A 19,985-nucleotide genomic window follows, 5' to 3' on the forward strand; every position below is an offset into this window, starting at 1 on the left:
GTCAGAGGCTGCGGGCGGTGATGTCGCCGTAGGCGGTGGTGGCGTGGATCGCCAGGCCGGGGGCGCCGTCGGCGTTCTTGAGCGCGTTGTGGATCCGGCCGTAGGAGGTGCCGGCGTCCAGGGAGGCGGAGACGCCGCGGGCGGCACCGACCGACACGTCGCCGGCCTCGGTGCGCAGGACGACCGCGCCGCGCACGGCCTCGGCGATCCGCAGGTCGCCCTTCAGGGTGCGGATCTCCGCGTCGCCGCTCAGTCGGCCGACCGAGACGTCGCCGGCCTGGAGGGTCAGCCGGGCGCTCGCCGCCTCGTCGAGCTTGACCGCGCCCTGCGCGGCCGTGAAGGCGACCCGGCCGAGCCGTCCCACGCCGCGGAGTTCGGCGTCGGCGCCCTTCGCCTCGACGTGGGAGCCGGCGGGCAGCTGGACCGTCACCTCGACGTATCCGGAGCCGCCGAGGATCTGGTTCTTCGGCGCCGGGGCCTGGACCCGCAGGACGCCGTCGGTGAAGTCGACCGTGGTGCGCTCGGCCGCCTCGACGTCCCGGCTCTTCGAAGCGTTCGCGGGCAGCACCTCGACGGTCACGTCGGTCCGGTCGGCGGCGATGAACTGGATGCGTCCGGCGGGGACGTCCAGGACGGCGGAGACGGCGGCGGCGGTGGCGAACTTCTGCATGGTGCTCTCCTCGTTCAGTGGCGGGCGCTCCGTCGGCCCGTCGTTTCTGATAGTGGAAAGCTACGTTGCGTTCATGGACTCGGCAACATGCTTGTTGCGCTCCATTCGCATCACCCCAGGTCAATACCGGGAAATCGTTGCAACGGTTCTGAATGCAACGCAACAAGCCGCGTCGAGTTCGTTGCAATGAATTGCGGTGAACGCTATGCTGGCGATCTCTACGGATCATGAAGGAGACCGCGATGCCCGGAGGCAGGCTCACCCAGCCCGAACGACAGCAGATCGCGCTGGGACTGGCCGACGGCCTCGCCTACGCCGAGATCGCCAGGCGCCTTTCACGCCCGACCTCCACGGTCACGCGCGAAGTGATGCGCAACGGCGGCCCCACCGCCTACCGCGCCGACCTGGCCCACCGCGCGACCGAGCGCCGCGCCCACCGCCGCAGGCAGACCACGCCGTCACAGGCGCCCCCGCAGGCCCACGGTCGCGACACCGAGGCCGTACGCGAGTACGAGGAGGTGTTCACCACCGTCATGATGCAGTCGGGCATGCCCAAGATGATGTCCCGGGTCATGGCCTCCCTCTGCCTCGCCGACTCGGGCAGTCTCACCGCGTCCGAACTCGCCGGACGACTCCAGGTCAGCCCGGCCTCCGTCTCCAAGGCCATCACGTTCCTCGAGGGCCAGGGCATGATCCGCCGGGAGCGCGACGAACGCCGCCGTGAGCGGTACGTCGTGGACGACGACGTCTGGTACCAGTCGATGATGGCCAGCGCCCGCTCCACCGCCCACATAAGCGACATCGCACGGCAGGGCGTCGGCGTCCTCGGCGCCGGCACCCCCGTCGGCACCCGCCTCGAGAACATCGCCCGCTTCCTCGACCACGTCTCCGAGAGCACCGCCCGCGCCGCGGAGCAGGCCCGCGCCATCCTCCACACGAAGCCCGAACCGACCCCGGACAACACCGCCTGAGCCGCGTGCGGACCGCCGCCGTCTACGGCAGCCGCGCCAGGGCCACCGCGCCGGCCAGACCGTCCGGCACCGGGGACGGGACCAGACCCGCCGCGCCCACCCGCTCGGCGAACCGCGGCAGCAGCGGGCCGCCGGGGCCGAGCAGACCTCCCGTGACGACCAGCGGCTCGCCCGGACGAGGCGCCAACGCGCCCACGGTGGCGGCCAGTTCGTCCGCCGCGCGGTCGAGGAGGGCGCCCGCCACCTCGTCCCCGGTCCGTTCCGCCTCCACCACGAGAGGGCTGAGCGCCGCGAGACGCACGGGGTGGCCGGTGAATCCGTACCCGACGACGGCCTCCTTGGTCAGCCCCCCGCACACCTCCCCGACCGCACCCGCGAGGCTCGTGGCCGGGCCGCGGCCGTCCAGGGAGCGCAGGACCGCCCGCAGCGCCTCCCGCCCCAGCCAGAAGCCGCTGCCCGCGTCGCCGAGGAGCCAGCCGTCCCCGTCCGCGGCCCGGACCGCCCGGCGCCGCTCCACGCGCGCGGCGGCTGCGCCGGTGCCCGCGATCAGCACGAGCCCGTCCGCCGGGACGCCCGGCCCGGACGCGAAGGCGATGTCCGCGTCCCCCACGACCTCGACCCGGGCCGGGGCCGCACCGACGCCGGACAGCGCCGCGGCGAGCGCCGAACCGGCCTTCTCGACCCCTCCGCCCGGGCCGCCGCCCGCGAAGCCGGCGACGACGGAGACGACCGCGCCCGCCCGGCCGCCCGGCACGGCGCCCCGCAGGGCTCGCACCAGGTTCCGTACGAGCTCGCCGGACGCGACGCTCAGCGCGTTCCCCGCGCCGCCCACACCCTCACCCAGTACCGCGCCCGTCGCCGCGTCGGCGAGCCGCGCCCTGGTCCGCGTGCCCCCGGCGTCGATCCCGAGCACGCACGACTGAATCCCGGATTCGTTCATCAGCCCGCATGGTGGTTGATAGATTCACCGCTCGACAAGACCCGCGCACCAGGCAGGGCAGGAGGGAACGCGCCCGTGATCACCGCACTGATCCGCTCCGAACTGCCCCGCATGTCCGGTTCGCTGCGCAAGGTCGGTGTCTGGGTCCTCGACGATCCGGACCGGGTGGCCGGGGTCTCCGCCTCGGAGCTGGGCCGCCGCACCGGCACGTCCCAGGCGACCGTGACCCGCTTCTGCCACGCTCTCGGCCTCGGCTCGTACCAGGAGTTGCTGCTCGCGCTCGCGCAGGAGCGCGGCGAGAACGAACGCGGCGGACAGCAACGGCCCCTCGGGCCGGACATCGGCCCCGACGATCCGCTCGACCAGGTCGTCGCCGCCGTCGCCCAGGCCGACCTGGGGGCGCTGCGCCGCACGGCCGAGCGTCTGGACCTCGACGCGCTGGAGCGGGCCGCGCGGATCCTCGCCGAGGCCCGCCGGATCGACGTCTACGGCGTGGGCGCCTCCGGCGTCGTGGCTCTGGAGACCGAGGCACGGCTCTTCGGCATCGGTTGCGACGCCCGCGGTTGGACGGAAGTGCACGCCGCGGAGACCTCGGCGGCGCTGCTCACCCCGGCGGACGCGGTGGTGGCGCTCTCCCACTCGGGCGCGACCCGCGAGGTCCTCTCGCCGCTGCGGCTCGCGGCCGAACGGGGCGCGCGGACGGTCGCGGTGACCGGCGACCCCCGCTCCCCCGTCGCCCGCGCCGCCTCGCTCCATCTGACGTCGACCTCGGCCGAGACCGGCTTCCGGCGCGGCGGCTTCGGGACGCGGCATTCGGTGCTGCTGATCCTGGACTGCCTCTACGCGCGCGTGGCGCAGCTGACGTACGCGCGGGCGAGCGCCGCGATGGAACTCACCGCACACATTCCCGGCAATCACCGCTGAACCGGCGACCACCGACGGACGGCGACCACCGCCGGATCGGGCGGCGTACACGAACGGCCGGCGTACGCGAACGGGCCCCGTCCGCGAACCGAGTTCGCGGGCGGAGCCCGTTCGTCACACTGTCACACCACGCTCAGATCTCGCCGCGCAGTTTGGCGAGCGCCTCCGCGAGGATCGCCTCGCCGTCCGCGTCGCTGCGCCGCTCGCGTACGTACGCGAGGTGCGTCTTGTACGGCTCGGTGCGCGGCGGGTCCGGCGGGTTGTCCCGGTCCTGACCGGCCGGGAAGCCGCAGCGCGGGCAGTCCCACGTCTCCGGAACCTGTGCGTCACTGGCGAAGCTCGGCTGCGTCTCGTGCCCGTTCGAGCACCAGAAGGAGATGCGGAGGCGCGGTGCCGACTCGCCCCGCTCGGCCTCCCCCATCGGCCCCGCTCCGACCCGGCTTCCCCGGATCGCGTTGCCACTTGCCACGGTCGTAACTCCCTGCGTGATGGTGCTCGAAGATGCCCCAGTCTACGTAAGGCCCAACGCGCGTCCAGTGATTGGAGTTACACGTCCAACTTCATCAGAAGCGCAAGTACGACAATGCACGCGAACCACAGCAGACCGACCACAACGGTGATGCGGTCCAGGTTGCGCTCGGCAACCGAGGATCCACCGACGGACGACTGCATGCCACCGCCGAACATGTCGGAGAGGCCGCCGCCCTTCCCCTTGTGCATCAGCACGAGCAGCATCAGCAGCGCGCTGAAGACGATCAGGGCGATCGAGAACCCCATAACCACGGCTGGACCAACTTCCTCGGACTTATACGGACGGGGGCCGGGCATCTCGCGCCCGACCCCCGCAAGGGTACGACGGATCGTCGCTACCGCCTACTCACCGATCAGGTCACTGATCCCGGAAGCGGACGATCTTGACGAACTCGTCGGAGTCCAACGCCGCGCCGCCCACCAGGGCCCCGTCGACGTCGGGCTGCGCCATGATCGCGGCCACGTTTCCGGCCTTGACCGAGCCGCCGTACTGGATGCGGACCTTGTCGGCCAGCTCCTGCGAGTACAGCTCCGCGAGACGGCCGCGGATCGCTCCGCAGACCTCCTGCGCGTCCTCGGGGGTGGCGACCTCGCCGGTGCCGATGGCCCACACCGGCTCGTACGCGATCACGATGGACTCGGCCTGCTCGGCCGGGAGGTCCTTCAGTCCGCCGTCGAGCTGGTTGAGCGTGTACTGGACCTGCTGTCCGGCCTTGCGGACGTCCAGGCCCTCGCCGACGCAGAGGATCGGGGTGATGCCGTGCTTGAACGCGGCCTTCACCTTGGCGTTGCAGAGCTCGTCCGTCTCGGCGTGGTACTGCCGGCGCTCGGAGTGGCCCACGGCGACGTAGGCGCACTTCAGCTTGGACAGCATGAGGCCCGAGATCTCGCCGGTGTACGCACCGGAGTCCTGCGCCGAGATGTCCTGGGCGCCGTACTTGATCTTGAGCTTGTCGCCGTCGACCAGGGTCTGGACGGACCGCAGGTCGGTGAAGGGCGGCAGGACCGCGACCTCGACGGCGTCGTGGTCCTTTTCGGTCAGCGCGAAGGCGAGCTTCTGGACGTGGGCGATGGCCTCGAGGTGGTTGAGGTTCATCTTCCAGTTGCCCGCCATCAGCGGGGTGCGGGTGCTGCTCACAGGTGTTCAGTCCTCCAGTGCGGCGAGGCCGGGGAGCGTCTTGCCCTCGAGGTACTCGAGGGAGGCGCCGCCGCCGGTCGAAATGTGGCCGAAGGCATTCTCGTCGAAGCCCAGGGTGCGGACCGCGGCGGCGCTGTCGCCACCGCCGACGACGGTGAAGCCGGGGCTGTCGAGCAGGGCCTGCGCGACGGCCTTGGTGCCGCCCGCGTAGTCGGGGTGCTCGAAGACGCCCAGCGGGCCGTTCCAGAAGACGGTCTCGGCGTCGGCCAGCTTCGACGCGTACAGCTCACGCGTCTTCGGACCGATGTCGAGGCCCTCCTTCGTCGAGGGGATCTTGTCGGCGTCGACGGTCTCGAAGTCGGCCGGGGCCTTGGTCTTCAGGTCCGGGAAGTCCGAGGAGACGAGCACGTCGACCGGGAGGACGAGCTCGACGCCGCTCTCCTCGGCCCGCTTCATGTACTCCTTGACGGTCTCCACCTGGTCCTTCTGGAGCAGGGAGATGCCGACCTCGTGGCCCTTGGCGTAGAGGAAGGTGTACGCCATGCCGCCGCCGATGAGGAGACGGTCGGCCTTGCCGAGCAGCTCGTCGATGACGGCGAGCTTGTCGGAGACCTTGGCGCCGCCCAGGACGACCACGTACGGCCGCTTGACCTCGGCGGTCAGCTTCTTCAGGACGCCGACCTCGGTGGCGATGAGGTAGCCGGCGACGTGCGGCAGGCGGGCCGGGAGGTCGAAGACCGAGGCGTGCTTGCGGTGCACGGCACCGAAACCGTCGCCGACGTAGACGTCGGCGAGGGCGGCCAGCTGGTCCGCGAACGCGCCGCGCTCGGCGTCGTCCTTGGAGGTCTCGCCGGCGTTGAAGCGGAGGTTCTCGACGACGGCGACCTGGCCGTCGGCGAGGCCGGCGACGGTCGACCGGGCGGACTCGCCGACCGTGTCGGTCGCGAACGCCACCTCGGCGCCGAGCAGTTCGCCGAGGCGCGCGGCGGCCGGTGCGAGGGAGAACGCCGGGTCCGGAGCGCCCTTGGGGCGGCCCAGGTGCGAGGCGACGACGACCCGGGCACCGGCGTCGGCGAGCGCCTCGACCGTGGGCAGGACGGCGCGGATGCGGCCGTCGTCGGTGATGGTGGTGCCGTCGAGCGGCACGTTGAGGTCGGCGCGGACGAATACGCGCTTGCCGGCGACGCCTTCGGCGAGAAGCTCGTCGATGGTCTTCATCTTCTACTGACTCCTTGGTACGCGGTGAAGCACACGAGACAGGGCTCGCACAGCGCATCATCGCGCTGTCCGAGCCCTGCACTCACATCGAGGTGCCGGTTCCGGAGGCTTTAGAGCTGGTTGCCCACGAAGACGGTGAGGTCGACGAGGCGGTTCGAGTAGCCCCACTCGTTGTCGTACCAGCCGAGGATCTTCACCGAGTTGCCCTCCTGGACCATGGTCAGGGAGGAGTCGAAGGTGCAGGAGGCCGGGTCGCTGACGATGTCCGAGGAGACGATCGGGTCCTCGGTGTAGAAGAGGATGCCCTTCAGGTCGCCGTCGTCGGCGGCCTTCTTGAACGCGGCGTTGACCTCGTCCTTGGTGACCTCGCGCTGCAGCGTGACGACCAGGTCGGTGGCCGAGCCGGTCGGGACCGGGACGCGCATGGCGATGCCGTCCAGCTTGCCCTTGAGCTGCGGGAGGACCAGGGCGGTGGCCTTGGCGGCACCCGTCGTGGTCGGGATGATGTTCTCCGCGGCGGCGCGGGCGCGGCGCAGGTCGGAGTGCGGGAAGTCCAGGATGCGCTGGTCGTTGGTGTACGCGTGGACCGTGGTCATCAGGCCCTTGACGATGCCGAAGTTCTCGTCGAGAACCTTGGCCATCGGCGCCACACAGTTGGTGGTGCAGGACGCGTTCGAGATGACGTGGTGGTTCGCCGGCTCGTACTTGTCCTGGTTGACACCCATGACGATGGTGATGTCCTCGTCCTTGGCCGGAGCCGAGATGAGGACCTTCTTCGCGCCACCGGCGATGTGCTTCTCGGCGTCGGCCTTCTTGGTGAAGATGCCGGTCGACTCGATGACGATGTCGACGCCCAGCTCGCCCCAGGGGATGTCGGCCGGGTTGCGCTCCGAGAGCACCTTGATGGTGTGGCCGTCGACGGTGATGGTGTCGGCGGTGTGGGTGACCTCGGCCTTGAGGCGTCCCAGGATCGTGTCGTACTTCAGCAGGTGCGCAGTGGTCGCGGTGTCACCCAGGTCGTTGACAGCCACGATCTCGATGTCGGCACGCTGCTCAAGGAGCGCCCGGAAGTAGTTGCGACCGATGCGGCCAAAGCCGTTGATGCCTACGCGGATCGTCACGAACCGATCTCCTCGTGAGAGTACGCCGGGTTCGACGCCGGCGAGATTCTTTTTTAGGGATGTCCCCGACCGCTTACGACCCTACCTCTCTCATCGGCTCAGAGTGACATCGCGTGCGGTCGAAATGCCTCGTGAAGGCACCGTGGCCCGTTATTACCGGCGGGTTCGAGCCACGGTGCCCATTTCGTCCCGATCACTGACTGTGATCAAAGGTGCGGGTGCCCGCTCAGCCGTGCAGCGTGCCGAGCGCCTTGCGGACGAGTGCCGTTCGCTGCGCCGCACTCGTGACGTGTTCCAGGCCGAAACCGAGGAGAACGGTGTCCCGCGTGGTGACCGCGGCCTGGGAGTGGAAGAGCCCCGCGGACCGGGTCCACTCGGTGCCGTTGCCGGGGCTGCCGGCCGGCGGACCCGGTACGGACCAGGCGCCGAGGGAGGTCTCGAAGCCCTCGCTCTGGCCCGCCGTGCCGCGGACGACGAGCGCGGTGTCGTCGACGAAGGCGCCCATCTCGCCGGTCCCGGGGTCCGAGACGTAGGAGATCGAGAGCTCGACCTGCTTGCCCGCGTAGGCGCTCAGGTCGATCGAGGCCTGCCGCCAGCCGTTGGACGGGCCGGTGAAGGCGTGCCAGGAGCCGGTCGTGCCGGTCGTGGCACAGCCGTCCTCGCCGACCGTCAGGTAGTGGGCGAGGAAGGGGTGGCCCTGGACGTAGTAGCCCTCGCCGCAGTCGGCCGGCTCGGCGGAGGAGGTGCCGCCGTTGGCGTCGGGCAGTGTGGTCCAGTCGTCCTGGCCGACGGTGTGGGCCTCGACGACGAGGTTGTCGTAGCCGGGCTCGGTGTCGTAGCTGACCTGGAAGCGCAGGCTCGGCGCGTCCGCCGCGGTGACGGCGGAGAGGTCCACGGTGCGGCTGAGGCGCGTCCAGGTGTCGTCGACGTGCCGGACGGCGGCGAAGGACGTGCCCTCGTACGGCTCGAAGGGGGTGCGGACGCCCGGGTAGTCGCCGGCGGACCGGCTGCTGCCGAACTGCGGGAACTCCCGGGGCTTCAGGGTGTCCGAGGTGACGGTGTACGCCCCGGCGTTGTCGAGCGGGTTGTCCGCCGCGCCGCCGAGGGTGCCGGTGGCGCCGCCGAATCCGCCTGCTCCGGCGAAGGACGGCGGACCGTTCAGCCCGGCCCGGTGGTAGGCGCCGAGGTAGTACTGGGCGAAGTCGTTGGACGTCGCCCGGCCGATGTCGACCAGTCCGCCGGACTTCTCACCGGCGTTGACGAGTTTGCCGCCCTCGTTGAGGTAGTCCCGTACGGCCATCGTGACGGGTCCCGAGGGCTGCTCGGCGCCGGTGTACCAGACGACCGTACGGAAGTGGCTCAGCACGCCGAGCGGGTCGGGGGCGCCCTGGGTGGCGACGTCCCAGACGGCAGCGGAGCGGCCGGCGCCGGCGAGCGCCGTGCGGTACGCGGCGGTGTGCCGGGCGGCGGTGGTGCCGCCCTCCTCGGCGAGGACCAGCACGTCGCCGCGGGGCCGCTCGGCAACGGTGTAGGTGAAGGGAGCGGAGGAGGTCGCCCTGCCCTCGCGGGTGCGGGCGGTGAACCAGACCTCGACGGTGTCGCCCGGGTCGGCGTCCTCGACCTCGGCCCGGTACTGGTCGAAGTAGAGGTTGTCCTCACCGCCGTACGTCTCGCCGCCCTCCCACGCCTCCAGGCGCTCGGAGTGCGTACGGCCGCCGTTGATCCGGTACCTGAGCTCCTTGGAGCGCAGCGACTTGCGGGCGGTGACGGCGATCTCCTGGTCGCCGCCGCGGGCGTAGGAGGTGGCGAAGGTGTGCGGGGTGAAGTCGGGCGCGGCGAGGCCGGTGACGGAGACGGGCCGGTCCGGGTGGGCGGCGGTCTCGGCGACGGCGAGCGCGAACGGGACGTTCTTGGCGAACTCCGCCTGGATCAGCTTCTCGTCGTCCGGGAAGGTGAAGACGGAGGCGCAGTCGGCGGGCTCCCAGGCGTCGTTCGGGTCGACGCGGGAGGCGGTGGCGCAGGTCGACATCTCGGGGGTGAACATCTGCATCCCGTTGACGTTCGCCGCGTGTCCGTCGGCCTCGCCGTTGGTGGTGTAGAGCTCGGAGGAGACCTGCGGGCGATAGCCGGGCACGGCGGACTTCTCCGGGGTACCGGCCAGCGACTTGAGCACCACGTCGTCGGGGGTGTCGGTGGCGACCTGCCAGCCGACGCCGTAGAGCAGCAGCTGGGCGGCGGAGTGGTAGTTGATGCCGTACCGGAAGCCGATGCGCTTCTGGAAGGCGTCGAGCGCCTTCGTCTCGGGCTCGGACATCGGGCCGGTGCCGCGATAGGTCTCGTCGGCCGGGTCGGGGGACGAACCCTCGTTGTCGTAGCCCCACTTGTAGGCGAAGTTACGGTTGAGGTCGACGCCGTCGCCGGACTCGACGCGGCCGTCGCCGTCGTTGTCGCGCAGGTTCTTGCGCCACTGGCGGTTGGCGGGGTCGGCGTGTGTGAAGTCGTAGCCGTCCGGGTTGGCGGAGAGCACGAACCAGAGCTCGGTGGAGTCGACGATCTTCGTGATCCGCGGGTCCGTGCCGTATCCGTCGAGGTAGTGGTGGAGCAGCCGCCGCGTCATCTCGGGGGTGATCCACTCACGGGCGTGCTGGTTGGACATGTAGAGGGCCGAGGGCCTTGAACCGTCCCTGACCTTCTTGGCGCCCTTGGTGACCTTGACGGCGAGGATGTCCTGGCCCTTGACCGTCCGGCCGATCGAGACGACCTTCGTGAGGTCCGGGTGGGCCTGTGAGGTGGCCAGGATCTCCTGCTTGAGGCCGCCCGGTCCGCTGTACGGGCGGAAGACACCGTCCCCGGCACCCGCGACCCGCTTCTCGGCCGTGGTGGAGAGGGTGTGCTCGGCGAGCTCGACGCCCTTGCCGCGCAGCTGCCCGGCCTGTGCGTCGGTGAGGTACAGCTCCAGCGTGGCGGAGCCCTTCTCGGGCACCTGTTCCGTCAGCTCATGGCCGTCGGTGCCCGCTTCGAGCAGCAGCGGTACCTGTTCCTTGGTGACCTTCGCGCGCCATACGGAGACGGCTTCGCCGTCGGCGCCGCTCGCGCTCCGAGGTTGCGCTCCGGCGACGGGTGTCGCCGCCAGTCCCGCGATCAGCAGTGAAGCCGCGGCGAGGATCGCTCCCGCTCTGCGTCTCATAAGCCCCCCTTGCTGTTGTCTGCCACGTAAGTGAACAGACGCCAGGCTGATCATCGTTCATGATCATGTCAAGGGCGCCATGCGGGCCGAACGGGTGCTGCCGGTGCCTCAGAAAGGCACCGGCAGCGGTGAGTTGAGCGACGAGGCAGGTGGCGGGCCGGTTCGGATCAGCCGACGAGGCTGTCGTCCAGCTCCTCCGACAGGCCGGACTCCGTTCCGGGGATACCCAGGTCCTGCGCCCGCTTGTCGGCCATGGCCAGCAGGCGGCGGATCCGGCCCGCGACGGCGTCCTTGGTCAGCGGCGGCTCGGCGAGCGCGCCCAGCTCCTCCAGGGAGGCCTGCTTGTGCTCCATGCGCAGCCGGCCCGCGGCGGCGAGGTGCTCCGGCACCTCCTCGCCGAGGATCTCCAGGGCGCGCTGGACACGGGCGCCCGCGGCGACCGCCGCGCGCGCCGAGCGACGCAGGTTGGCGTCGTCGAAGTTCGCCAGCCGGTTCGCCGTCGCCCGGACCTCGCGGCGCATCCGCCGCTCCTCCCAGGCCAGCACCGACTCATGTGCGCCGAGCCGGGTCAGCAGCGCCCCGATGGCGTCCCCGTCCCGGACGACCACCCGGTCCACACCCCGTACCTCACGGGCCTTCGCGGCGATGCTCAGCCGGCGCGCGGCGCCCACCAGGGCGAGCGCGGCCTCCGGGCCGGGGCAGGTCACCTCCAGGGAGGAGGAGCGCCCGGGCTCGGTGAGCGAGCCGTGCGCCAGGAACGCGCCGCGCCACGCGGCCTCGGCGTCGCAGGTGGCACCCGAGACGACCTGCGGGGGCAGGCCGCGGATCGGGCGGCCCCGGCCGTCGACCAGACCGGTCTGCCGGGCCAGCTGGTCGCCGCCCGCGACCACGCGCACGACGAAGCGGGAACCGCGCCGCAGACCGCCGGGCGCCATCACGATCAGTTCGGAGCTGTGCCCGAAGATCTCCAGGATGTCCCGCTTGAGCCGGCGCGCCGCCATCGCGGTGTCCAGCTCCGCCTCGATCACGATCCGCCCGCTCACCAGGTGCAGACCGCCGGCGAACCGCAGGATCGACGAGACCTCGGCCTTCCTGCAGCAGGTCCGGGTGACGGGGAGCCGGGAGATCTCGTCCTTCACCGCTGCCGTCATCGCCATGGGCCGATCCTTCCATGCATCCGAAAAATACGGTCGTACGCGGCGGCCAACAGCTCCGGATCGTGCTTCGGAAGACCGTCGGCCCGGGCCACCGGCGCCAGCTCGACCGCGGCGCCGAGCCGTTTGGCGGCGTCGGCGAGAGAGTCGCGGTCGGGCACGGCGGCCTCGTCGGCCAGCACCACGTCCAGGGCGAGTTTAGGGGCGTGTCGTCCCAAAACCTCCAAATGACGCTGCGGAGAGAACCCCTCGGTTTCTCCCGGCTGCGGCGCGAGGTTGAGGGAGAGGACCTTGCGGGCCTTCGTCTCGGTGAGCGCGTCGAGCAGCTCGGGCACGAGGAGGTGCGGGATCACCGAGGAGAACCAGGAGCCGGGTCCGAGCACCACCCAGTCCGCGTCCCGGACCGCGGCGACGGCCTCGGGCACGGCCGGCGGATCGTTCGGCACGAGGTGCACCGACTGCACCTCACCGGGCGTGAGCGCCACCGTGGCCTGGCCACGGACGGTGTCCACGTCGTTCGGGCGCTCCGGATCGTGCCCCTTGACCAGGGCCTGGAGCTCCAGCGGCACGGCCGACATCGGCAGCACCCGGCCGTGCGCGCCGAGCAGCTTGCCGACCAGGTCCAGAGCGAGGACATGGTCGCCCAGCTGCTCCCAGAGCGCGACGATCAGCAGATTGCCGACCGCGTGCTCGTGCAGGTCCCCCTTGGACTGGAAGCGGTGCTGGATGACCCGGGACCAGGTCTGCCCCCAGTCGTCGTCCCCGCAGAGCGCGGCGAGCGCCTTGCGCAGATCACCCGGCGGCAGCACCCCCAGCTCCTCCCGGAGCCGGCCGCTGGAGCCGCCGTCGTCGGCGACGGTCACGACGGCGGTCAGATCGCCCGTGATCCGGCGCAGCGCGGCGAGGGAGGCCGACAGGCCCATGCCCCCGCCGAGCGCGACGACCTTGGGCTGGGTGCCGCGCCTGCGGAGCGTACGCACCGAGAGGGTGGACGTACGCCGACGGTACGGCTTCACTCGCGCCCCATGTCCCGGTGGACGACGACGGTCTCGACCCCTTCCGCTGCGAGGCGGGCGGCGAGCTTCTCGGACGTGGCGACGGAGCGGTGCTTGCCGCCCGTGCAGCCGACGGCGATGGTCACGTACCGCTTGCCCTCGCGGCGGTAGCCCGCGGCGATCAGCTGGAGCAGCTCGGTGTAGCGGTCGAGGAACTCCTTGGCCCCGGGCTGGTTGAAGACATAGGCCGAGACCTCCTCGTTGAGCCCGGTGTAGGGCCGCAGCTCGGGGACCCAGTGCGGGTTGGGAAGGAAGCGCATGTCGACGACGAGGTCGGCGTCGACGGGCAGCCCGTACTTGAACCCGAAGGACATGACGGTGGCCCGCAGCTCCGGCTCCTCCTCGCCGGCGAACTGGGCGTCCATCTTGGCGCGCAGTTCGTGGACGTTGAGGCTGGAGGTGTCGATCACCAGGTCGGCGTCGCCGCGCAGCTCGCGCAGCAGGTCGCGCTCGGCGGCGATGCCGTCGGTGATGCGGCCGTCGCCCTGGAGCGGGTGCGGTCTGCGGACCGACTCGAACCGCCGGACCAGGGCCTCGTCGGAGGACTCCAGGAAGACGATCCGCCGCGTGACCTGCTGGGCGTCGAGCGCGGCGAGGGACTCCCGCAGGGCGTCGAAGAACTGCCGGCCGCGGACGTCGACGACGACGGCGATCCGGGCGACGTTGCCCTGGGAACGGGCGCCGAGCTCCACCATGGTGGGGATCAGCGCGGGCGGCAGGTTGTCGACGACGAACCAGCCGAGGTCCTCCAGGCACTTCGCCGCGGTGGACCGGCCGGCGCCGGACATGCCGGAGATGATCACCAGCTCGGGGATGGCCGCCGTGTCGGCGGTCTCACCGGCCTCCTTCGTGCCCGTACTCACGTGTCCTGCTCCGTCTTCTCGCTGCTCTTCTTGCGTTTCTTGCTCTGTCTGGCGGTCGTGCTCGGTCATGCGGTGGTGCCCCCGTCGTCTTCCATGATCTCTCCTGTTGCCGTATTCACGGCGGGCGCGGCCGGAGCCGCCTGGGCGAGAGCCACGGCGACGGCCTCGGCCGTCTTCCTGCCCATGCCGGGCACCTCGCAGATCTGCTCGATTGTCGCCTGCCTGAGCCGCTTCACCGAGCCGAAATGCTTGATCAACGCCTGTTTGCGGGTGTCGCCGAGGCCGGGGATCGCGTCCAGCGGGCTGGTCCTGATGCGCTTGTTCCGCTTCGAGCGCTGGTAGCGGATGGCGAAGTCGTGAGCCGTGTCACGTACCCGCTGGAGGAGGTAGAGGCCCTCGCTGGAGCGCGGCAGCACGACCGGATCGTCGTCGCCGGGCAGCCAGACCTCCTCCAGCCGCTTGGCGAGGCCGCAGACGGCGATGTCGTCGATGCCCAGCTCGTCCAGGGCCCGCCGGGCGGCGGCGACCTGGGGCTGCCCGCCGTCGACCACGACGAGCTGCGGCGGGTACGCGAATCGCTTGGGGCGTCCGTCGTCGGCGGGCACCTCGCCGGAGCCGGGCGGACCGTCGCCGCGCGGGCCGTCGCCGTGGGCGTCCATCGCGTCGCCGTGGGTGTCCATCGCGTCGCCGTGGGTGTCCATCGCGTCGCCGTCCGCGTCGACGGCCACGCCCTCGGGCCCCCACTCCCCCGTCTTCTCCTTCTCGACGAGGTACCGCTTGAAGCGGCGGCTGATCACCTCGTGCATCGAGCGGACGTCGTCCTGCCCCTCGAAGCCCTTGATCTGGAAGCGGCGGTACTCGCTCTTGCGCGGCAGCCCGTCCTCGAAGACGACCATGGACGCCACGACGTCCTGCCCCTGGAGGTGCGAGATGTCGAAGCACTCGATCCGCAGCGGCGCGGAGTCCAGGTCCAGGGCCTCGGCGATCTCCTCCAGGGCCCGGGACCGGGTGGTCAGGTCGCTGGCGCGCTTGGTCTTGTGCAGCACCAGCGCCTGCTGGGCGTTGCGCGCGACCGTCTCCATCAGGTCCTTCTTGTCGCCGCGCTGCGGGACGCGGAGGGAGACCTGCGAGCCGCGGCGGCCGCTCAGCCACTGGGTGACGGCGTCGGCGTCCTCGGGCACGGCCGGGACGAGGACCTCCCGGGGGACCGCGTCGCCGCTCTCCTCCCCGTACAGCTGCTGGAGCGCGTGCTCGACGAGGCCGGCCGTGGAGACCGCCTCCACCTTGTCCGTGACCCAGCCGCGCTGGCCGCGCACGCGTCCGCCCCGGACGTGGAAGATCTGGACGGCCGCCTCCAGCTCGTCCTCGGCGAGAGCGATCAGGTCGGCGTCGGTGGCGTCGGCCAGGACGACGGCGTTCTTCTCCATGGCGCGCCGCAGCGCCCCTATGTCGTCGCGGAGCCTGGCCGCCTTCTCGTACTCCATCTCCTCGGCCGCCTCCGTCATCTGCTGTTCGAGGCGGCGGATGTACGTGCCGGTGCGGCCGGCCATGAAGTCGCAGAACTCCTCGGCCAGTTCGCGGTGCTCGACGGGCTCGACCCGGCCCACACAGGGGGCGGAGCACTTGCCGATGTAGCCGAGGAGGCAGGGGCGCCCGGCGGAGGCGGCGTTACGGAACACCCCGGCGGAGCAGGTCCGTACGGGGAAGACGCGGAGCATCAGGTCGACGGTCTCGCGGATGGCCCAGGCATGGGCGTACGGGCCGAAGTAGCGGACGCCCTTCTTCTTGTGGCCGCGCATGACCTGGACGCGCGGGAACTCCTCGTTCAGGGTCACCGCGAGGTAGGGATAGCTCTTGTCGTCCCGGTACTTGACGTTGAACCGGGGGTCGTACTCCTTGATCCAGGAGTACTCCAGCTGGAGCGCCTCGACCTCGGTCGAGACCACGGTCCACTCGACCGAGGCGGCCGTGGTGACCATCGTGGCCGTGCGCGGGTGCAGGCTCGCGAGCGGCTGGAAGTAGTTCGCCAGCCGCTGGCGCAGGGACTTCGCCTTCCCGACGTAGATCACCCGGCGGTGCTCGTCGCGGAATTTGTAGACCCCCGGCGAGTCGGGGATCTGCCCCGGCTTGGGGCGGTAGCTGGAGGGGTCGGCCATGCTCCCCACCCTACTGGCGGGGGCCGACACTCAGGCCGCGTGCGCTCGTTGGCCGGACATGACGACGGAGACGACGGAACGGGCGACGCGGCGGCTCGCGGGCCGGGTGTGCGTGATCACGGGGGCGGCCAGCGGAATCGGGCGGGCGACGGCGCTGCGGTTCGCACGCGAGGGTGCGCGGGTGGTGGCCACGGACGTGAACGCGGAGCGACTGGCGACGCTGGGTGACGACCCCGGCATGGCGACGGTGGTCGGGGACGTGGCGAGGGAGGAGGACGCCCGTCGGATGATCACGACGGCGGTGGAGAGGTTCGGGCGGCTCGACGTCCTGGTGGCGAACGCCGGGGTGATCCCGCTCTCGGACGTCACGGAGGCGACCGGCGACGACTGGGACCGGGTCATGGCCGTGGACGGCAAGGGCATGTTCCTGACCTGCAAGTACGCGATCGAGGTCATGGCCGGGCAGGAGAGCGGCGGGGCGATCGTCTGCACGTCGTCGATCTCCGGGGTGGCGGGCCAGGCCCGCCAGGCGGTCTACGGCCCGGCGAAGTTCGTGGCCTCGGGGCTGACGAAGCACCTGGCGGTCGAGTGGGCGGGGCGCGGGATCCGCGTCAACGCGGTGGCGCCGGGCACGATCGAGACGGAGCGGGTCGCGGCGGCCCGCACGGAACCGGGCGGCCCGGAGTACCTCTCGGAGATCGTCGGGCTCCACCCCATGCACCGCTTCGGCACCCCGGACGAGGTGGCGTCGGCCATCCTCTTCCTGGCCTCGGACGAGGCGTCCTTCATCACGGGCGTGGTCCTCCCGGTGGACGGCGGCTACCTGGCGCGGTAGAGCGGGCGGGGCAGGGGGCTCGCCCCCTGCCCCGCCCCCGGGGCGCTCCGGCGTCAGGTGGCGTCCCGGCGACGCCAGGCCCGTGCGCCGATCAGGCCCAGGGCCAGGGCCGCGCCCACCGCCGCCGTGGCGGAGGCCGCGGTGACCAGGGCGTCCCCGTGGGCAAGCGGGTTCCGTCGCGTACCCGCCGGCCGCGCCCTTCCGGGCGTACGCGGAGTCCGGCAGCTTGTCCCCGTACGCCTTCACGACCCGTTCCCGGTACGCGCCGAGGCTCGTCCCGTTCCGGCCGACCGCCCGCACCGCGTCCTCGTCCAGCGGCAGCACCTTCGCGCCCTTCTGGACGTACCACGCGTCGATCTGCGGCTCTCGGAAGACGATCCCGCCGGGCAGGGCCCGCGCGCCCTGCGCCGCGTACCGGATCTCGTCGTCGCCGGTGGCGATGTTCACCACCTGCCACGCCCCGTCCGCCCCCCGCGCGGTCCACAGCGAGGCGGTCTGCCCGTCCGATGCGACCGCCTTGCTCGCGTGGAACTCGACGCGGGCGAGGGGCGCGCCTGCGTCCCCCGCCACGAAGTCCGGGGACAGGACCCGTACGGGAACGGACGCGCCCTCGATCCGGGGCCGCGCCGCCGCCCGTGCGACGGCTCCGTCGCGGGCGAAGAACCGGGAGAGCGTGTCCAGGGTGGCGGGGGCGGACGCCGCCCGCTCCGGCGTCGGCGCCGGAGGAGGCGTGCCGGCCGCGACGGCGGGCACGGCGCCGAGGGCGACGAGGGCGGCGGCGGACAGGAGCCCGGCGCCGGTCGCGCGTGCGTGCGTCCTCATCGTCGTCACGCCCCTATCCGGTAGAGGGAGTGGGTCCAGGAGAACGACCCGTTGTCCACGTACCAGGCGTGCGAGGCCCAGTTGTAGCGGTCGCTGGAGGGCCAGGGGTCGCCCCAGTAGACCCAGCTGTTCGCGTCGTCGTACCCGTAGATCACATGCATGTGGCCGCCGCCGCTCGCCCACTGGATCCGCGTCTCGACCGGGCGGTCGGCGTTGATCTCGGTCTGCACGGTCGAGTAGCGCAGCCAGCCCGTCACGTACGAGCCGGGGTTGACGCCCGCCCAGCGCAGACCGGTCTGCACGTTGCCGAGCGTGGCCTGATCGTTGGGGCAGTCGTAGCCCTGCGGGCGGTTGAAGGCGGCGTTGCAGAACTGGTTCTGGCTGTAGTTCCGGCCGAACCACGTGGCGATCGTGTTGCCGCCGGCGGCCCAGCACCAGTTCGTCTTCTGCTGTGCCTGCATGGTGATGTTCAGCCGCTTGTACGCGAGGGTCGCTTGGGTGGAGACGTCCTCGCCCGTCGGCGCGGCGGTCGCCGACGACATGGGGAGCAGGAAGAGGGCGGCAGCGGCGAGCGCCGCCAAGGACAGCTTTCTACTGCGCATCGCGTTCCTCCCGGGACGGGGGGGTGTGGGGATGTGTGGGGGTGTGGGGGGTGGAGGATCGCGTCCGGACGCTGCCCTGGAGCATCGAACGTTGTCCGGAACGGGTCAACACGCTTCAATGCGGGGTGACGGCGGGCTGTGAACGGTGTGACCCGGTTGTGAACACGTGCCCCACCGTCACCTGCGGGCGCGCCCCCGGCGGCACGGCGGCCCGCCCCCTTCGTCGTGAACGTTCACTGAGGAGTCCCGTGGGGCACACCGAGGCCGATCTGGCGCAGTTGCTGCACACCGGGCCGTTCCATCTGGCGCTGCGCACGGCCTTCGCGGTGCGCGGGCTGCCGCTCCAGCGGGTGCAGCACCATCTCGCCCACCGGGGGGTCAAGGTCGGGGTGACCAGCCTCAGTTACTGGCAGCAGGGCGCCCGCCGCCCGCAGCGGCCGGAGTCGATGAAGGCCGTCCGCGCCCTGGAGGAGGTGCTGCAGCTGCCGGGGAACTCGCTGATCCGGCTGCTGGCCGAGGACGTCACGGCGCGCGGTGACGTGGAGCGGCCGGCCGCCCGCTCGTACCGCTCGCTGGTGGAGGCGTCGGGGGCGGTGGAGGAGCTGCTCGCCGGCCTGGAGTCGCCGGTCGACGGGGGGCTGCACACGGTCGGCCACCACGAGCGGGTACGGATCGGGGCGGGGCGGGAGCTGGTGGGGCGGGACTCCCAGCACGTGGTGCGGGCGCACCGGGACGGCATCGACCGCTATCTGGCCATCCACCACGGCGACCCGGGCTGCGACCCGTCGCGGGTGGTGGTGCGGGCGACGGAGAACTGCCGGACGGGGCGGGTGCGGTGGCACGCGGAGACGGGTGTGCTCGTCGCGGAGCTGCTGTTCGACGCGCGGCTGCGGGCCGGGGAGACATACCTCTTCGGCTACGGCTTCGAGGACGGCACCGGCGGTCCGAGCGGGGAGTACGTCCGGGGCTTCAGCTTCGCCGGCGGGCAGTACGTGCTGCAGGTGCGGTTCGACGAGGCGGCGCTGCCGGTACGGTGCCGGCGCTTCGCCCAGGCGTCGGCGGGCGCGGCGCGCGGTGGCCGCTCGGATCTGACGCTGAGCGGGCGGCACCGCACGGTGCACCTGGTGGAGCAGGGCGTACGGCCCGGGCTCCTGGGGATCGACTGGGACTGGGCGTAGGCGCGGTCGCCCTGCGCGTCCGGGCTTCTGCGTCTCGGGGCGCCTGCGCGTCCGGTCCCCAGGCCTCCGGGCTCCAAGCCGTGGGGCTCTACGCCTCCGGGCCCGCGACGAGCTTTCCGCCCTCGACACGGACCGGGACCTCGGGCAGCGGGACCGTCGCCGGGCCCTGGAGGGCCTTGCCGGTGGTCACGTCGAAGCGGCTGCCGTGGCAGGGGCAGTTGCCCTCGTTGTTCTCGATCTTGTCGAGCACGCAGCCCGCGTGGGTGCACTGGGCGCTGAAGGCCTTGTACTGGCCCTTGGCCGGGCAGCTCACCAGGACGCGCTGTTCGCGGTAGAGCCTGGCGCCGCCGACGGGCACCTCCTCGGGGGCGCCGAGGGTCACCGGTGCGGTCGGCGTGGGGACCTGGGCGTGTCCGAGCTTGGAATCCGTGGAGCAGGCGGCGACACCCAGCCCGGCGGCACCGGCGAGCGCGGCGCCCTTCAGTACGGTGCGGCGGCTGGACTGGCCGGACATGAGCGCTCCACGGTGCGATCGGGACACGGGGTGACCGAACCGACGATACCGGCGCCTCCGCACCGGCCTGCGAGGGGGCTGTCGTGGCCGGTGGGGCATGGGTTAC

General features: G+C 71.7%; 18 protein-coding genes. 4 read left to right on the plus strand and 14 right to left on the minus strand.

The genetic code is table 11. The features are described from left to right. Position 1 precedes the first annotated feature (1 nt). Positions 2-670 carry a DUF4097 family beta strand repeat-containing protein gene (locus tag ACFVGW_RS06805; RefSeq protein ID WP_385851099.1) on the minus strand — a complete coding sequence of 223 codons (669 nt, stop codon included), beginning with the start codon at positions 668-670 and terminating at the stop codon, positions 2-4. Positions 671-912: 242 nt separating this feature from the next. Here ACFVGW_RS06805 and ACFVGW_RS06810 point away from each other — a divergent pair, with 242 nt between their 5' ends. Further along, on the plus strand, positions 913-1,641 hold the full coding sequence (locus ACFVGW_RS06810) for a helix-turn-helix domain-containing protein (protein ID WP_385851100.1): 729 nt from the start codon (positions 913-915) through the stop codon (positions 1,639-1,641). A gap of 22 nt (positions 1,642-1,663) precedes the next feature. Here ACFVGW_RS06810 and ACFVGW_RS06815 read toward each other — a convergent pair whose 3' ends face one another. Further along, the gene (locus ACFVGW_RS06815; RefSeq protein ID WP_385851101.1) at positions 1,664-2,581 is read right to left on the minus strand and encodes an N-acetylglucosamine kinase; all 918 of its coding nucleotides are present in this window, start codon (positions 2,579-2,581) and stop codon (positions 1,664-1,666) included. 75 nt (positions 2,582-2,656) lie between these two features. Between ACFVGW_RS06815 and ACFVGW_RS06820 the strand changes: the two genes are divergently transcribed. Beyond that, positions 2,657-3,505, plus strand: coding sequence for a MurR/RpiR family transcriptional regulator (locus ACFVGW_RS06820; RefSeq protein ID WP_385851102.1), 849 nt, complete (start codon positions 2,657-2,659; stop codon positions 3,503-3,505). Positions 3,506-3,638: 133 nt separating this feature from the next. On the opposite strand, the gene ACFVGW_RS06825 is transcribed toward ACFVGW_RS06820, so the two are convergent. From ACFVGW_RS06825 to uvrC, 10 genes are all read right to left on the minus strand, one after another. Further along, positions 3,639-3,974 carry an RNA polymerase-binding protein RbpA gene (locus tag ACFVGW_RS06825; RefSeq protein ID WP_003976875.1) on the minus strand — a complete coding sequence of 112 codons (336 nt, stop codon included), beginning with the start codon at positions 3,972-3,974 and terminating at the stop codon, positions 3,639-3,641. Positions 3,975-4,051: 77 nt separating this feature from the next. Continuing rightward, positions 4,052-4,282, minus strand: coding sequence for a preprotein translocase subunit SecG (gene secG, locus ACFVGW_RS06830; RefSeq protein ID WP_137990086.1), 231 nt, complete (start codon positions 4,280-4,282; stop codon positions 4,052-4,054). A gap of 112 nt (positions 4,283-4,394) precedes the next feature. Next, a complete protein-coding gene (gene tpiA / locus ACFVGW_RS06835; RefSeq protein WP_385851308.1) occupies positions 4,395-5,150 on the minus strand; it encodes a triose-phosphate isomerase in 756 nt (251 codons plus the stop codon). Between the two features lie 30 nt (positions 5,151-5,180). Further along, entirely contained in the window at positions 5,181-6,392 is a 1,212-nt protein-coding gene (locus tag ACFVGW_RS06840) for a phosphoglycerate kinase (protein WP_385851103.1), read from the minus strand. A gap of 110 nt (positions 6,393-6,502) precedes the next feature. Beyond that, positions 6,503-7,513, minus strand: a complete 1,011-nt coding sequence (gap, locus tag ACFVGW_RS06845) for a type I glyceraldehyde-3-phosphate dehydrogenase (protein WP_385851104.1) — start codon at positions 7,511-7,513, stop codon at positions 6,503-6,505. Between the two features lie 226 nt (positions 7,514-7,739). Further along, the gene (locus tag ACFVGW_RS06850) at positions 7,740-10,700 is read right to left on the minus strand and encodes a M14 family zinc carboxypeptidase (protein ID WP_385851105.1); all 2,961 of its coding nucleotides are present in this window, start codon (positions 10,698-10,700) and stop codon (positions 7,740-7,742) included. Positions 10,701-10,867: 167 nt separating this feature from the next. Further along, a complete protein-coding gene (gene whiA / locus ACFVGW_RS06855; RefSeq protein WP_385851106.1) occupies positions 10,868-11,857 on the minus strand; it encodes a DNA-binding protein WhiA in 990 nt (329 codons plus the stop codon). Then, positions 11,848-12,870: a uridine diphosphate-N-acetylglucosamine-binding protein YvcK gene (yvcK, locus tag ACFVGW_RS06860; RefSeq protein ID WP_383221134.1), complete on the minus strand. Its 1,023-nt coding sequence runs from the start codon at positions 12,868-12,870 to the stop codon at positions 11,848-11,850. Before yvcK ends, whiA begins: the two co-directional genes overlap by 10 nt. Further along, complete coding sequence (rapZ, locus tag ACFVGW_RS06865; RefSeq protein WP_352186292.1) at positions 12,867-13,841, minus strand: RNase adapter RapZ; 975 nt, start codon at positions 13,839-13,841, stop codon at positions 12,867-12,869. The genes yvcK and rapZ overlap by 4 nt, the downstream gene beginning before the upstream one ends. Beyond that, positions 13,838-15,928 carry an excinuclease ABC subunit UvrC gene (gene uvrC / locus ACFVGW_RS06870; protein WP_385851107.1) on the minus strand — a complete coding sequence of 697 codons (2,091 nt, stop codon included), beginning with the start codon at positions 15,926-15,928 and terminating at the stop codon, positions 13,838-13,840. The genes rapZ and uvrC overlap by 4 nt, the downstream gene beginning before the upstream one ends. Before the next feature lie 58 nt (positions 15,929-15,986). Here uvrC and ACFVGW_RS06875 point away from each other — a divergent pair, with 58 nt between their 5' ends. After that, positions 15,987-16,763, plus strand: coding sequence for an SDR family oxidoreductase (locus ACFVGW_RS06875; protein WP_352186294.1), 777 nt, complete (start codon positions 15,987-15,989; stop codon positions 16,761-16,763). A gap of 827 nt (positions 16,764-17,590) precedes the next feature. On the opposite strand, the gene ACFVGW_RS06880 is transcribed toward ACFVGW_RS06875, so the two are convergent. After that, positions 17,591-18,187 carry a papain-like cysteine protease family protein gene (locus tag ACFVGW_RS06880; RefSeq protein WP_385851108.1) on the minus strand — a complete coding sequence of 199 codons (597 nt, stop codon included), beginning with the start codon at positions 18,185-18,187 and terminating at the stop codon, positions 17,591-17,593. Between the two features lie 248 nt (positions 18,188-18,435). Here ACFVGW_RS06880 and ACFVGW_RS06885 point away from each other — a divergent pair, with 248 nt between their 5' ends. Beyond that, a complete protein-coding gene (locus tag ACFVGW_RS06885; protein ID WP_385851109.1) occupies positions 18,436-19,365 on the plus strand; it encodes a hypothetical protein in 930 nt (309 codons plus the stop codon). 88 nt (positions 19,366-19,453) lie between these two features. On the opposite strand, the gene ACFVGW_RS06890 is transcribed toward ACFVGW_RS06885, so the two are convergent. Beyond that, positions 19,454-19,879, minus strand: coding sequence for a Rieske (2Fe-2S) protein (locus tag ACFVGW_RS06890; RefSeq protein WP_385851110.1), 426 nt, complete (start codon positions 19,877-19,879; stop codon positions 19,454-19,456). Between the last annotated feature and the right edge of the window lie 106 nt (positions 19,880-19,985).

The sequence above is a fragment of the Streptomyces sp. NPDC127129 genome, assembly GCF_042671585.1.
In the GTDB taxonomy this organism is placed as follows: Bacteria; Actinomycetota; Actinomycetes; order Streptomycetales; family Streptomycetaceae; genus Streptomyces.